Source organism: Nocardia noduli (genome assembly GCF_019038455.1).
In the GTDB taxonomy this organism is placed as follows: Bacteria; Actinomycetota; Actinomycetes; order Mycobacteriales; family Mycobacteriaceae; genus Nocardia; species Nocardia noduli.
In genome coordinates this window covers 1-13,872 of sequence record NZ_JAFMPL010000151.1, presented here as the reverse complement: position 1 = coordinate 13,872, position 13,872 = coordinate 1, and the positions used below count along the sequence as shown (strand labels likewise).

16 protein-coding genes and 1 pseudogene are annotated in these 13,872 nt (G+C 64.9%); 14 read left to right on the top strand and 3 right to left on the bottom strand.

Features of this window, described 5'->3' with window-relative positions:
* Positions 1-895, top strand: a pseudogene (locus tag JZ792_RS38610) (hypothetical protein); the annotation flags it as partial.
* Between the two features lie 139 nt (positions 896-1,034).
* Here the strand turns inward: JZ792_RS38610 and JZ792_RS38605 are convergent.
* Positions 1,035-1,937 (bottom strand): phosphotransferase, encoded by a 903-nt coding sequence (locus JZ792_RS38605; protein ID WP_216917852.1) that lies wholly within the window; start codon positions 1,935-1,937, stop codon positions 1,035-1,037.
* A gap of 11 nt (positions 1,938-1,948) precedes the next feature.
* Complete coding sequence (locus JZ792_RS38600) at positions 1,949-3,256, bottom strand: helix-turn-helix domain-containing protein (RefSeq protein ID WP_216917851.1); 1,308 nt, start codon at positions 3,254-3,256, stop codon at positions 1,949-1,951.
* A gap of 153 nt (positions 3,257-3,409) precedes the next feature.
* Here JZ792_RS38600 and JZ792_RS38595 point away from each other — a divergent pair, with 153 nt between their 5' ends.
* A complete protein-coding gene (locus tag JZ792_RS38595; RefSeq protein WP_216917850.1) occupies positions 3,410-4,627 on the top strand; it encodes a helix-turn-helix domain-containing protein in 1,218 nt (405 codons plus the stop codon).
* On the opposite strand, the gene JZ792_RS38590 is transcribed toward JZ792_RS38595, so the two are convergent.
* A complete protein-coding gene (locus tag JZ792_RS38590; RefSeq protein ID WP_216917849.1) occupies positions 4,608-5,912 on the bottom strand; it encodes a serine hydrolase domain-containing protein in 1,305 nt (434 codons plus the stop codon). The two genes, JZ792_RS38595 and JZ792_RS38590, sit on opposite strands and share 20 nt — an antisense overlap.
* A gap of 395 nt (positions 5,913-6,307) precedes the next feature.
* Here JZ792_RS38590 and JZ792_RS38585 point away from each other — a divergent pair, with 395 nt between their 5' ends.
* From JZ792_RS38585 to JZ792_RS38530, 12 genes are all read left to right on the top strand, one after another.
* A complete protein-coding gene (locus JZ792_RS38585; protein WP_216917848.1) occupies positions 6,308-7,198 on the top strand; it encodes a hypothetical protein in 891 nt (296 codons plus the stop codon).
* Positions 7,195-7,737, top strand: coding sequence for a hypothetical protein (locus JZ792_RS38580; RefSeq protein WP_216917847.1), 543 nt, complete (start codon positions 7,195-7,197; stop codon positions 7,735-7,737). The genes JZ792_RS38585 and JZ792_RS38580 overlap by 4 nt, the downstream gene beginning before the upstream one ends.
* A gap of 226 nt (positions 7,738-7,963) precedes the next feature.
* Positions 7,964-8,224, top strand: coding sequence for a hypothetical protein (locus JZ792_RS38575; protein ID WP_216917846.1), 261 nt, complete (start codon positions 7,964-7,966; stop codon positions 8,222-8,224).
* A 109-nt stretch (positions 8,225-8,333) separates the two neighbouring features.
* Entirely contained in the window at positions 8,334-9,275 is a 942-nt protein-coding gene (locus JZ792_RS38570; protein ID WP_216917845.1) for a nucleoside hydrolase, read from the top strand.
* A 29-nt stretch (positions 9,276-9,304) separates the two neighbouring features.
* Complete coding sequence (locus JZ792_RS38565; RefSeq protein WP_216917844.1) at positions 9,305-9,496, top strand: hypothetical protein; 192 nt, start codon at positions 9,305-9,307, stop codon at positions 9,494-9,496.
* 34 nt (positions 9,497-9,530) lie between these two features.
* On the top strand, positions 9,531-9,734 hold the full coding sequence (locus JZ792_RS38560; protein ID WP_216917843.1) for a cold-shock protein: 204 nt from the start codon (positions 9,531-9,533) through the stop codon (positions 9,732-9,734).
* Between the two features lie 559 nt (positions 9,735-10,293).
* On the top strand, positions 10,294-10,443 hold the full coding sequence (locus tag JZ792_RS38555; protein WP_216917842.1) for a hypothetical protein: 150 nt from the start codon (positions 10,294-10,296) through the stop codon (positions 10,441-10,443).
* Positions 10,443-10,916 carry a hypothetical protein gene (locus JZ792_RS38550; RefSeq protein WP_216917841.1) on the top strand — a complete coding sequence of 158 codons (474 nt, stop codon included), beginning with the start codon at positions 10,443-10,445 and terminating at the stop codon, positions 10,914-10,916. The genes JZ792_RS38555 and JZ792_RS38550 overlap by 1 nt, the downstream gene beginning before the upstream one ends.
* A gap of 3 nt (positions 10,917-10,919) precedes the next feature.
* Positions 10,920-11,396: a DUF4254 domain-containing protein gene (locus JZ792_RS38545; protein WP_216917840.1), complete on the top strand. Its 477-nt coding sequence runs from the start codon at positions 10,920-10,922 to the stop codon at positions 11,394-11,396.
* Between the two features lie 204 nt (positions 11,397-11,600).
* Positions 11,601-12,158, top strand: a complete 558-nt coding sequence (locus JZ792_RS38540; protein ID WP_216917839.1) for a hypothetical protein — start codon at positions 11,601-11,603, stop codon at positions 12,156-12,158.
* Entirely contained in the window at positions 12,125-13,057 is a 933-nt protein-coding gene (locus tag JZ792_RS38535) for a nucleoside hydrolase (protein WP_216917838.1), read from the top strand. The genes JZ792_RS38540 and JZ792_RS38535 overlap by 34 nt, the downstream gene beginning before the upstream one ends.
* 86 nt (positions 13,058-13,143) lie before the next feature.
* On the top strand, positions 13,144-13,872 hold a 729-nt coding region (locus JZ792_RS38530; RefSeq protein ID WP_216917837.1), incomplete at its 3' end, for an SAM-dependent methyltransferase.

Sequence of the window (13,872 nt, the reverse complement as noted above, 5' to 3'; positions counted from 1 at the left end):
CGCGCAACACCTCGCGGCCACCAAACCCTTGCCCGCCGTGCACGCCATCCTGCGCCGCGACTGGCAAGCCACCCCCAGCCCGGTCCACCGCGCCAGAATCGAAGCCTGGGTACGCGCTCATCCCCTCCCCGACCCGGATACTACTGTCGCCCCCGGCTACGAGCCGCCCGTCAGTGATCCGTTGTTCGCCTACACCGACGACGAACTCGAAGACCGGATCACCGAACTCCAACAAGAACTCGCCCTGGCCGCCACCAACGCCGTCATCTACTCCCCCGCACCATCCGACCCTGCCGACCAGCCCGACATAGACACAGTGGTCGCCCGCCATATGGCAGCCCAAGACGCGATTCGCGCCGCATTGGAGGCCAGTGATGAACTCCATCGTGCTGCACGAGCGATGTATGCCACACGCAGCGAATTGGCCACCCACCGTGAACGCCTCGACGCCACACCCACCCGCAAACGGACCACACGCCACACCCTGCGCACCCGCATCGACGAACTCATCGACGAACAAGCCACCCGCGAACGCGAACACACCAGCGCCCGCGACACAGCTCGCCGCACACGCAACAACGCCATCGGCTACGCCGGAACTCCTGACCACTGGGACGACATACTCGCCACCAGCCCCCATCACATCGAAACCGAAACCCGCGCACGGCAGCACGGAAGTGACAACGTCGACACCAGGACGGAGGCGTTTATCGCCGAAACGAACACCGAGATCGACCGCTACCGTGGCGAACTCGAACGCCGAACTTCCCTCACACCTACCCAACGTGATCACGAACAAGCCCTGCGCCCTGCCCACGATATCGACAATGTCATCGATGCAGCACTCGATGATCCGCCACTCTGGATCGGAACTGACCCAGACCTTGGGCTGTGACAGAACGAGACGCAAGTGAAGCACCTGGCGCTCCCTATGTCCTGAAACCCTGACATCACGCCCGGCTACTCCGGACCGACCTCGACGGCCCAACTACGGCGACCTGCACATACAGCCAGATGCATGCGCCTTGCTGTCCTCAGCTGTATTGACTCCACTGAGTGGTCTTCCGGCCCGCCTTGATGTCGGTGAGGCGTTGATGGAGACGGTCGGCGTATTCCGGCGAATCCGTCGCGCGGCGCAGCGGGCCGCTGAGTTGGACCAGATCTCTCATTTCCAAGAGGGCCGGGTAGTCGGCCCGGTCGGTCAGGTCGTATCCATATCTAGCGATGAAATCAGTGACCCATTGCCTACTACGTCCGTAGCGTATGGCGGCGTGCCAGGTCGGAATGAGGTCCACCTCACGGGGGCCGATACTGACCCAATCCCAATCACCAAGTGTTGGTGTCGGTGGCACCGTCCCACCGTTCCACAGAAGATTTCCGGACCACGCGTCTCCGTGGATCAGTCCAACGCCCAACGGCCAGTCACAGTGGCTAAACTGATCACGGATCTCCTCGATTCGACCGAGTAGCCATGCACGGTCTTGAACAGCGATAACGGAGTGGACTCGTTCGTCCTGGAGCGTGCTGTGGAGTGATTCCAGCGGCTTCCATATTGGCAACTCGATGTACTCGGGCGGCGCGAGATCATGGAGTTGGCGAAGCAGTCCCGCTAAATGCACGGAGTCCAGCACGGCGCTTTCAACTGGCTGAGGATAGTAGGTCCAGAAGCTCACAACAGTTCGATCACGTAGGACAGGCGGGCACCCATCAAGGGGTGCGGTGGCTGCGAACGACATCTCTGCGGTCAACCATCGTGTGACGCGGTAGATATGGTCGACGTTGGCGCGTCCGCTCTCGCTCGTGCTCATCCGTGCGACAGCATTCGCCTTTGGCAGCAGGTAGACGGCGTTGCTCGAGTGATGAATCAGTTGCGCACCCTCCGGATCCACGCCTCGTTCGGCGCACACATCCCCGAGAATTGCCAGGTCATCCGTCACGTGATCAGAGCCTAACCACCGGTGACCACCGTGGTCTGGAACTCGGCTTCTGTTTGCTTGACAACGGCCATCGTTGCATGCGGCACCAGGCCCATCCTGACTGAATTGATGGCTGCGATCGCGCGGGCACTGGTGAGACCACGGGCCGCAGGGAACGTCGTCCGAAGAACCTGGCATGCCTTCTCGACCGACTGGCTTACATTGTTGGGTTCGGTCCTTCTTCCCAGATAGGAACCCGCGAGAGTTGCTGCGGCTAGCACGTGCCTTCGCTCCATTCCATCAGAGCGTTCCAGAACAGCCGGAGCTTGACGCTGTAACTCGGCGCTTCTCCCGGCATCGTGTTCGACGTACATGAATTCTGCCGCCAACTGCTGCTCAGTGAAGAATTGGATCCACACGGGTTCGTCGGACTGTGCTCGGCCCAGGTACTTTTCCGCATCGAGCATTGCCCTGCCGGTCGCTGCATTGTCTTGGTGGAGTGAAAACGCACGTGCCAGCACGGCGCTGCTGCGGGCCGCGGTCCGGGGGGATCCCGACCGCTTCGCTCTGTTGACGGCCGCTTCCCCCAGTTCGATGGCCTGAGCTGTCCGGCCACGATAGTGAGCCTGCATCGACATATCCGTGAGGATGTGTGCGACCAGCGCACCGTTCTCCCCAGCCTTCGCCAGGCTCAACGCCTGTCGGAAGAACTGCTCGGCACTCGCTTGACGAGCAGAGTCGAAGCACATGAACGCAGCCAGACCGGTTAATCGCGCAGCGACGCTGTAGAGCTCGGCTGCGGTTCGATCGTCATAACTACCACGTAATGCCGGTTCAACAACATCGTTAAGGAACGTAGCGAGCGTTGTACGTGTATATCCTCCGCCGAGGTGATGGTCGGCATCGGCGAATACCTGACACATGCCCCACATGACAGCGATGTCCGCAGCGCCTACTCGCCGCACTGTTGAACCACGCCCGAAGTCGGGGCCAATCAGCTGCCGACGGGACGACGCGGCATCAGTGTCGGAGTGACCGGTAACATTCGTTTCCGCCTGTATTCGCCTCTGCTCGTTGTTCACTGACGAGGATGTGGCTGCACACCAGACTCGCCCCAGCACCCCACCGGTATCGAGCGCGGAGTCCATCCGAATTGCGAAAGCGTGAGTCGGACGCCGCTGCCCCACCTCCACCTTCGCTACAAGCGAACCGCTGTCATGACTGATCGCGCCCAGTTGCTTCACCGAGAGGTTTCGCCGCATCCTCCAGTAACGCAGTTCGGCACCGAAGTACAAGCGCGCCGATTCGGTCACGTCCATTTCATCAAGATGCCCGCCCATACCCCTCCTGTTCTGAACCAATCACTCGGCCAGCGGCAGTCGATCTACCCGCGACTGAATGCGTGTTTGCAGCAACACGTCACGCTGGCAACACTCCGTCAGGCCAGTGACTGAATCCTATGGGATCGGCTCAGCTCTGGTCGTGTTCTGGTCTTGACCGGCCGCGGCGGCAATAATCGACCGATGGCGCCTATGCCTTACCGTTTCGACCCACGCGACACCGCTGAGGCAGTGTTCGGTGCTGAATTGCGCGTCCGGCGAGAGCAGTCTGGTCTGTCTCTGCGTCAACTGGCCCCGCTGGTGTTGGTCAGCCACGATCTGCTGGCTCGGATCGAAAGAGCGCAGCGACGTCCGCGACGTGATCTTGTCGACCGCCTCGATGATGTCCTCGACGCCAACGGTGTCCTTCGACGCCTGGCCGCGCCCTTCACCGATGGCCTCCTGTTGGCGCAGGTTGTGGTCTTGGACCCAGATACTGCGGCCCCTGCTCTACGGGCGCTGATCGCGCGGGTGCGTGCAGCCGATCACACGATGGCTGCTGCACATCTCGAAGATCTCGGTGCCCACGCCCGCGCAGCTCAGCAGATCGCCTCACGTCTGGATTTTGCGCGTCAGCGGGTGTTGGGCCGTCTCATCGCTGAGGCGCACCAGTTGTCGGGGTGGATGTTGTTCGATCGTGGCAGCGTCGGTTTGGCCGAGAAGGCTTTCGCTGCGTCACGACTGGCGGCTGAGAAGGCAGGTGCGTTGGATCTGCTGGCGTTCATCGGTGGCCCGAACGCGGCATTCGTCAGTACCTGGTCCGGCGAGCCGGAACGTGGTGCCGAACGCGCCTACGGGGCCTTGTCGTGGGCTCGCCGGAGTGGTAATCGCCGCTTGTCGGCCTTCGTTCTGACGATGTCGGCCCGCGCACACGCCCGGCTCGGGGAGTCCGGGTTGTGCACGCAGATGCTCACGGAAGCGGAGTCGGAGCTGTCTCGACATCGTCCGGACCAACCGGATCCAGCGTGGTTGGAGGTTTTCGATGCTGCCGCGTTGGCTGGGCATCGAGGATCGTGCCTGCTCGATCTCGGCCACCATGGTCACGCGATCGATGCTCTACAAGAGCACGCTTCGGCCAGCGACGCTGAGCGGTTCATCCGCAACCGAACCATTTGGCTTCTCGAGCAGGCCGACGCGCAACTGCGTCTCGGCGAGCATGAGGCCGCCGCTCACACCGTCGATGACGCGATGACTCGACTCGGCCGCGGGGCTGTCTCGCCGCGGGTTCGGCGGATGTTTCGTGCGATCGAACTCGTATTGCGCGCCTGTGGTGACCCCGCCGTTTCCCCGGTCGCCGATCGGCTGCGCGAATTCAACGCGGTGAACGCGTGAACGGGTAGGTAGCCCAACGCATCTCGACACTGCCTCCGGTGTCGGTCACGAGCAAGAGTTCACCCTGGAACCGGCCGTGCGCGGCGCGGAATCGGCCGAGTCCTTCTTCGACGAATCGGGTATCGGTCGTGGCCGGAGCGCTGGCCAGGCAGGCATGCATGCCGTCGGTTTCCCACCGGAACACGGTTTCGTCGGCTTCGGACCACCAACTGCCCAACAACGGCGAGATGTGCGCAGGACACGACGCGGGACGCCATTCGGGTGTCGGGAGGGACGGTTGTTCGGCGATGGCCTGGCGCAGGATCTCGGTCGCCAGATCGCCGGGGGTGACACCGCGGGTGATGTTGGCCAACACCGTGACCACCACGCCACTGGGGCGATCGAGGACGAGCGCGGATTGGAAGCCTGGCATCGCCCCGGTATGGCCGGACACGACGGTGTCCTCGCGCCGCTCCAAGATCAGGCCCAGACCCCATCCTCTGGCCCATCCCACGGTGTCGACCATGACGTGGACGGTATGCATCTTCTCGATCACGCTGTCGGGTAGCACTTCTGGTTCACCACCGGTGAGCGCGTGCCCCCAGCGCAGGAGGTCACCGGTGGTGGACCACAGCTGCCCGCCCACCCCGACAGCGCCCTGATCCATCACCGGTTCGCGGTGCACGGTAGCCACGAACGGATCGAGCCGGTATCCGACAACAGCATTCTCGGGTTGGCTCCAGCAGGTGTGCTCCAGCCCCAGCGGTTCGAGCAGGGTTTCGGTGATCGCGGATTCACATGATCGTCCGAGGATGGATTCGATTACTTGGCCCAGGATCGCGTAGCCGAGATTGGAGTAGTGCCAGCGTTGTCCGGGCTCGGCCACGAACTCGACCTGGGAGAACATCTCACGGAGCTGAGCGGGTGAGGGGCCTTGCATGCTCTCCCACATGTCGGTGGGGGCTTCGCGTTGCAGCCCGCTGGTGTGCGACAACACCATGCGCAGCGGGATATGCCCGAACGGTGTCCCCGGCAGAAACCGGGCGATCGGGTCATCCAGGCCCATTTCTCCACGCTCTGCGAGTAGCAGTGTCAACGCGGCGGTGAAGGTCTTGGTGATCGAGCCGATGCGATAGCAGCTCTCGCGGGTCGCGAACCGCTGACTCTCGACGTCGGCATAGCCCGATTCCGCGACGGCTCGCGCCACGCCGCCGAGGCCGACGGCCACGAGCAGACTCGGGATCCCCGCGCCGGCCTGGATGTCGGCCACTCGCGCGGAGAGCCTGGTTTGGAAGTCGCTGTCCATCGATTCCTTCCCGTCGCACCCAGGATCGCATACGCGCGGATCGTGGCCTGTGGACAAAAATTCTGTCCACAGCAAACACCTTCCCCCAGCTCACGACAGCGGCCACGCTGAAGTTCAGCGCTCGGGCCAGCCGGTCGGTTGCTTGTCCACCTGGGCAGGAACGCAACCAGTCACCGGATCAGCCGACAACGCTTCATCTACGAGGTCTGGATCCCCCCTCGTCGTCGCCGAGTGCCGAACCCGATGTAAGGAGGCTCTCGAATGCATACCCAGCGGTCAACGCAGACGCGCGCGGCTCACTCCGCCGGACAACAGCCAGCCATGTCACACCGTCACCGCGCATCCGCTGCGACGCCGTGTACCGCGATGGCACACCAATAGTCGGGGAGCCTGTGATGTGGATCGGATACGCCCGCTCAGAACTGGTTCCCCGCAACGCCGGGAGCCCGCTACACCGCGCAATGCACGACTACGCCGCACGCTGCGGGTTCGGTGAAGGCAGGGTGGTCTTCGAACCGCTCGCGCCAGAGGTGCTGGTGCACGACATGCTCGCCGAGCTCGATCGCCGCGATCCCACCGCGACCGTGATGGACCGCCTGCACGAGGTCGCCCGCTCCTGGGGTGCGGATCTCACGCCGGTCTTCGCTCCCGCGCGCCGCGCCGAAGTCTTGTGGCAGATCATGGATTCGATCGCGGAGTCGGCAGGTTCGCATCTGATCGTGGCGTCTCGCGAGCACTTGACCCACCTCGGACCTTCGGGGCGCGCGGCGGTCACACAACTGACCCGAACGCGGACCGTCGGAGTTCACTTCCTCGACTCGCCCTCGCCACCCGACCTCCGGGTCCGCAGTCAACCTCCCGGGCCCGGGCTACCCGGTCCGGTCGAGCGGGTTCTGGTGGAATCCAGGATCGGTGCAATCCCGACCGTGGCACAGTTCGACGCGCTCACGACCCTGTCCCAGCTCGGATGGACCGAGGTGATCGAGGCGGTCGACGCGGTATATGTCGCACTGATCAATGACCTCGACACCATCAGCAAGCCAGCCGAGGACTTCGAATTCCTCCCCAAATCCGCACCCGCTGTCATTCGGTTGCTCACCACAGCGGCAGGGCAGTTGATCGTAGAACTCGAGGAACCGCGTCGGTCCTCGGACGACATCGCGGCCTCCGTGACAGCGGTATGCGCGGACACGCAGCGGCTCACCGACAACGGTCGAACCTTCACTCGCTGCGCTCTGGCCACTCCAGCGCCCGCTTCCGATGCCCTGCTCGGAGGTCGACGATGAGCGTTCTCGCCCAGGCCACCGACCCCGTCGCGACACCGAACGGCAGGCGGGACAGCATTCACACGCCCGCTGCGGAAGGGCTGTTGGAGGCTCGGCAACTGTTGCTGGCTATCGCCGGACAGTTGGAGGGTGGTTCCGGTTTGATCGAGTGGGCGCGCGAGCTGGCCGATCTGCACGCCACCGGGATCACCGCGATGATCTCCCCCCTCCGGCGACCCGCCGATTTCGATGCCGCTGCGATGCACGTCCGAATCCGGGCAGTCATCGGCCTGATCGATGACTGGTCGATATTCCACCTCCCCCGCCCGACCGCGGCGCGCCGCCACACCCACTCCCTCGGGGAAGTGATCAGCCACGTCGCCGAAACCTATGCCCAGGTCCAATGGACACTGCGCCACAGCGACAGCGCCGAACACCGGCACGAGGCAGCGGTGCGCTTCGCGCAGGTGCAGCAGGGATACGCCGACCTCATCGGCGAGATCAAAGCGATGCGAGTCGAACTCGCCTTGGGCTGGCGCGGACCCCGACCGATTGCATGACTGATCACCGGATAGAAGACACACCGTTCATGTACGCACAAGACCTCAACCTTGTCGGGCTACCACAAGCCAAGGACTGGACCAGCGAATTCGCCCCCACCTACCAGCCCGCACCCAACCGCCACACATACGTGCGCTGCTCGACGCGGCACTGCGCCGCATCCTCGCCGCAGTCGTCACGACCACTGCGCCACGAACGGCACCGACACTGCCGCTCTGGTTCTACATGCACGCCAAAGACCTCACCGACGCCCACCGCAGCGCCGCACCGGAGCGGCTGGCGCTAGTGATCCGCCAGATCGATGAACGTAGCGCCTTGATCCTGGCGATCTCCACGCCCCGGATCGGAGTCGGGGAGCTGGTGTCGGAGATCGCCCGAAGCTGGATCGACCACGCGCACAATCCGGCTACCCACGACGCGGCAGAGCAACTCACAGCCGCCCAGCGCGCCTACGACACCCGAGTTGCGCGCCTGAGCGAGCTGTAGCTGGACAGACATGACGCTGCCATCCCTGTCCCCGCCGCCGCGACCCCGCGCGAGCTATCACCAAGACAACCACCCACCTCATCCGGCTTCTACCCGCGAAGGATCAACTGTGACCGCTGTCCTGACCCAGGCGCTTCGATTTGCCGACCTCGACTCACCCACGGTGGTGTTCGACTCCGACCTCGGCCACGATTTGGACGACACGATCGCCTTGGCGGTGCTCGCGAAAACGGTCCGGAACCTAGTCGTGGTCACCAACGACGAACCATTGGCTCGTCCACGTGCACAGTTCGCTCGCGCCCTGTTGGACGCGATGGGCCGTCCCGAGGTGATCGTGGTCGCCGGTCACCAGTTGCACGGCAGCGAGGACCGCTTCCTCATGGACGGCGTCGTCCCGCATTCGACCCCGTCGTTCACCGATGTCGCCGCTGTTCTCGCGCAGGTGTGTGAAACCTCCACCGGTCCGGTGATCTGGATCGGTGCCGGACCCGCCACCAACCTCTCGACTTTGTTCGTCACGTCCCCGCACCTCATCGAGAAGATCCAGGTGACGATGCAGGGTGGATGGCTCGACCACTACCGCCGTCCCGACCGTGCCTCTCACAATCCACGGATGGACCCCGCCGCGTTCGGGTTGATGCTGCGTGCCGCCCACCAGCCGCGTCTGGTATTCAGCACCCACACCAACATCGGCACACTCGCGGTCACCACCTCCTCACCTCTCTACGCCGCGCTCACCGCACCCGATGCTCCGCCATGGACACGACTGCCCGCCGTCCATGCCCAACGCTGGCTCGCGCACCGGCCCTCAAGCTGGATGAACGACCCCGCCACCGTCGCCGCCGCACTCGGTCTACCGGTCGTCGACTTCGCCACCGAGACAGTGCGGATCGCCCCGGACGCCCGTCTACACCGCGACCCTCACGGCCGCCAGATCCAGGTCAGCACCTCATTGGACGGTCCCGCCGTCATGAACTGGATCAGCACCACCCTCGCCCTACCCGATCCCCAGTCCGGCTCGGCCGACCACCCGATCACCTCCGGTCGATGAGGTTCCACCACACCGAAAGGCCCTCCGCGATGCCCACATCCCGAACTATCCCGGCAATCCTGCACACCGTCGTGCGGATCTTGCTGCAAGCGCTGATGTACGTCCTGCTGGCCAGCTTCGCTGTCGACATGATCGCGACCCTCGTTCGTCGCCGCGACCTCACCGCCGCAGCCCACGACGCCGTCGCCCGCTTCGGCGACGACCATCACGACTCGCTCTGAGCACAACAACCCACCACGAGAGAACGGAACATCCATGGCACGCGGGACCGTCCGATGGTTCAACAGCGGCAGAGGGATCGGGTTCATCGCACCCGACAACGGCGCCGACGACATCTTCGTCCACCACTCCGAAATCCAGGCCGAAGGATTCCGCGAACTCGCCGCCGGGCAGAAAGTCGAATACGAACCCGGCCAAGGCCCGAAAGGCCCAGCAGCAAAACAAGTCCAAGTGCTGTGAACAGCGTCATCGACGCCCTCGGCCACACCCGCAACACCGGCCGAAAAAGCGCCTCCCGCACGACGAGCATGGCCGATTATTGTTGGCCCGGCGTGTCGGGTGTACGCGGGTTGTACCCAGCGGCCGGGTGCTCCTATAAGACGCTGAAAGTGCTGCTCGAACACCTCCATCAAGTGGTCCGAGATTGGTGTGTCTGTTTCCGACACGGGGGTCTCCTTCGCCACCGACGGCCACCTGGACAACTACACGTGCAACCGGTGGTCCGATGGCTACACAGGCCACATCCGCGCCTGGGTTGGAAAGTCGTGTGCCGCAAGTTCTTGACCACGCCACCGATTCGCCGCCCAGCAGAGAACGGGACCGTGCTCCACACCCCCGAGACCACCGGCATCGAAAGATGCCGGTGGCGCGGATACACGATCCCCACACCATGGCCCAGCCTGACTAGCCCTGCTCGATACAGGAGCACCAGCATGACTCCCTTGAAGAGCCGGATGCGAAGAAACTCGCACGTCCGGTGCGGTGGGCGGCCACAGGAAACCCAGTTGGGACTAGCGCAGTGACCGCCGAGCAGGTTGCCGCGTCGACGGCGGCGATCATCGCGTTCAGCGCCGGAGCTGCACGCGGTCATCGCGCTGCCGCGATCGAGCTGGGTGAGTTGTACGGCTGCCTGGACGAGGCCCCGTCGCCGATGGTGGGGGTGCGGTGATGTTCGAGAGTTGTCACACCGCCTCCGAGGTCGCCTACATCTATCGCCGCATGGGAATCCCGGTGTCGGTCACCCTCGACCGGGTGGCGGTGATCGCTGGCCGGGATTTGGGGGCGGTGGCTATGCCTTCCCAGTTGGGCAGCCTTGTGCACGAGGCGCTGCTCGAGGATTCTCGGTGCGGTTCGGTGCCGGTCTTCACCCACGCACGATCCCGCCGCGAGGAGTGGGTGTTCCTGGTCGGTCCGGCGTGGGGCGGGAAGATCGCGCACCGGACACTGGAAAGCCTGCGGGAACACGGGGTGCGGTTGCTGGATTCCGGGCAGCGGGTGTGGTTGCCGATGAGTGATCACCCGACAGGTTGGCGGTGGATTTCCGAGCCGGTCGAGTCGAAGAAGATCCCGTCCCGTAGCAGTGTGATCGCTGACGCCCGGAACTCGATCGGCCGGTTGCAGATGTCGACGGCGTGGACGTGACCGATGGACACCACACCGGATATGCCCGAACTCCGCTGCACAGGAACGCTATCGGAGCTGCCCTCGGGTGAGGCGTTGCTCTCGGCGATCCGTGGACATCACGTCGGCGATCACCGGTTGGCCCGGCTCGCCTGCGAGTTCGGGGCGATGTATCACCGTCGACTGACCGCCGTCTCGTGCGGGTGCTGTTGTCGCCGAACAGAACTCATCCTCGACGTCGACATGTGGGTGGGTGAGCATCTGCCGATCCCGCACCCGCACGCGGCACTGCACACCGAAACACTCGGGACGGTCATCGACCGCCTCGCCTATACACAGGTCCGCGCCTATCACCTGTTGATGACTGTGGATGATGTGGCGGACCCGCAGGTGCACGCGGCCTGGTACCGGCTCGCGGAGCTGGTCGACGGCTACACCGACCTGATCACCGCCGTCAACCAGCGTTCCCGTCGCCTGACCGCTCTCGGGGATGGCCGCTGATGGGCGGGCAGGGTCTGCCGAGTAGGGACACGCTGTTGGCCGCGTGCCGTGGCTTTCCCTCACAAGTGACGATCCCGTGTTGCACGCCGCCGCCGAGCTGGCGGTACTGCATCAACGCCGCGAGCAGACACCACACGCCGCACTGAAGGCGATCGATGACCACCGCGCCCGGTTGATGGGCTCCATCGACTCGCCGATCAGCGGGTGCCCGTCGAGAAGGCGGCGTCGAGGATCGCGCGAGCGATAGACGACGAGATCACCTGGCATCTGGGCAACCACCTCCGAGCGGTGAGTGTGATCGATGACGACGCTCGCGGGGTGACCGTGGGTGAACTGTTGGGACAGCTCACCTTGTACGCGGCTGTGATGGACAACTGGGACACCGGTCACGGCCGGTGCCCGATCGCACCCGCCTTCGTCGTGCTCGGTGACCTGTACGAGTCGCTGACCACGCAGATGGTCACCGGTAGTGCGCGCCAAGCACGCCGACGCTCCCACGGAGCACCTCCGATCACCGAGCCCCGACGCATCGGCCTGATCGCCTCGCCGCCCCCGCCGAGCGGGCGGGCGGTGACAGCGATGCTCCGGTTCCCCTGCCCCGTCGCCCCGGCACCCCCGATCTCGCGGTCACCCTGCGCTGTGCGCGACCGCAACGACGCACACCGCCCGCCACGGCACCGATCCCGTTGCTGCACACACAGTTCCACCCCGATGAAGGAGAACCCTCGATGCCGACTTCGATCCCCTCTGCCGATCCGTTGATCACGCACGACGAGTCCGAGTCTTCGGGGCTCACCGTGCTGGATACCGATATCGGAGGCGGCCCCGACGATTTCGTTGCCCTGGTGATCGCCGCACGGCTGATACCGGACCTGCTGGTGGTCACCGCCGACGAGGTCGGCGGGCTACGAGCGCGACTGGCCCGCCGCGTCCTGGACTCGTTGGGACGCGGTGATGTCGAGGTGATCGAGGGCATCGACCTCGGACACCGTCGCCTGTTCCTGCCCGACCCCGGCCAGACCGTGCCCGCCTACGTACTGCCCGGTGTCGAGGAACTCGAGGACCGCCGCCACGAGCTGGCCGACGCTCTGTATGAGCGGATCGTCAACACCGAGGGTCCGGTGTGCTGGGTGGGTTGCGGGCCGATGAGCAACCTCACCGCCTTGTTGCTTGCGACACCCGAGGTCGCCGAACAGATCACGGTCTGGCAGACCGGCGGCTGGCTCGACCACCACTACGACCTCGAAGCCAGCGAGCACAACCTGCACACCGATACCCTCGCCGCAGGCTTGGCGCTGCGAATACTGCCCACCCCCCGCCTGGTCCTCGCCGATCACACCCACCACCGCGAGATCCGCGTCACCACCGACTGGACGCTGATCCACGCCCTGGACTCCGACACCGCCCCCGACTGGGCACGACTGCTCTCGGCACACGTCCACCGGTGGATCGCTCGCGGGCATCACGGGTTCTGTTTGCACGCCCCGCTCACGCTCTCGGTCGCATTGGGTCAGCCCTTCGTCGTCTTCGCCCCCGCGCATGTCCGTATCGGTGACGACGCCCGCCTCTACCGCGATCCCTACGGACGCCCGACGCGAGTCTCCAACACGGTCGACTATTCGGGTTTCGTGACGTGGGTGAGCGAGCTGCTGTCGTGGTGAACCCCTGCCCGCACTGCGGCCACCCCGCACCACCGACCCGTGCGCCAGGCACTGGCGAGATAGACAAGCACAGGCTCGCGCTCGAGTTGTCCGAACCCACACACCCCCGCGTCCTCGACGCCCTGCTCCCCTTGCACCTCGACCACGGCTACGACCTGACCGACCCGCGCCGCTCGGTCGGCAAGGACAACCTCGCCGTCGATCAGAAGATGACCGCGCGATTGGACGACCGCGCGCCGGGATTCCGTGCCAGCGTCCACGCCGGACACGTGTTTCTACTGCGGGCGGTGACCGAGCTGGCCGGGCGCGGGGTCCGCCAGTACGTGATCCTCGGGTGCGGGTACCCGCGAGAACTCAACCCGGGCAGCGCCGCCCGGCGGGTCATCCCCGAGGCGCGTGTGCTCTACCTCGATGACGGGCTGTGCGTCTCGGCCTACGGGCGCGCGCTCCACGACACCGACACCCACTACGCCCATGCCGATCCGGGCGACCCCGCCGCGATCCTGCACGCGATCGACTACACCCACCACCGCTACCGCCGTGACGGGATCGACCGCGCCGAACCGATCGCGTTCGTATTCGGGTCCCTGGTCCTGGAACGACTCACCGACCCCGCCACAGTGATCGCCGGACTCATCACCGCACTACCCCACGGATACATGGCGGCGACCCACATCTGCACCGACACCACCCTCGACACCGCCCAACACGCAGCCACCGTCTACTACGAACACGCCTTGACCATGCGCCCCCGCACCACCACCGAACTCACCACCCTGCTCGCCGGGATCGAACTACTCGACCCCGGCCTGACC

Bases quoted from the DNA above. Each gene is read 5' to 3' on its own strand.
- JZ792_RS38600 (WP_216917851.1), bottom strand. From the start codon at position 3,256: ATGGGCGGGCATCTTGATGAAATGGACGTGACCGAATCGGCGCGCTTG.
- JZ792_RS38590 (WP_216917849.1), bottom strand. From the start codon at position 5,912: ATGGACAGCGACTTCCAAACCAGGCTCTCCGCGCGAGTGGCCGACATC.
- JZ792_RS38585 (WP_216917848.1), top strand. From the start codon at position 6,308: ATGTGGATCGGATACGCCCGCTCAGAACTGGTTCCCCGCAACGCCGGG.
- JZ792_RS38580 (WP_216917847.1), top strand. From the start codon at position 7,195: ATGAGCGTTCTCGCCCAGGCCACCGACCCCGTCGCGACACCGAACGGC.
- JZ792_RS38575 (WP_216917846.1), top strand. From the start codon at position 7,964: ATGCACGCCAAAGACCTCACCGACGCCCACCGCAGCGCCGCACCGGAG.
- JZ792_RS38565 (WP_216917844.1), top strand. From the start codon at position 9,305: ATGCCCACATCCCGAACTATCCCGGCAATCCTGCACACCGTCGTGCGG.
- JZ792_RS38560 (WP_216917843.1), top strand. From the start codon at position 9,531: ATGGCACGCGGGACCGTCCGATGGTTCAACAGCGGCAGAGGGATCGGG.
- JZ792_RS38550 (WP_216917841.1), top strand. From the start codon at position 10,443: ATGTTCGAGAGTTGTCACACCGCCTCCGAGGTCGCCTACATCTATCGC.
- JZ792_RS38545 (WP_216917840.1), top strand. From the start codon at position 10,920: ATGGACACCACACCGGATATGCCCGAACTCCGCTGCACAGGAACGCTA.
- JZ792_RS38535 (WP_216917838.1), top strand. From the start codon at position 12,125: ATGCCGACTTCGATCCCCTCTGCCGATCCGTTGATCACGCACGACGAG.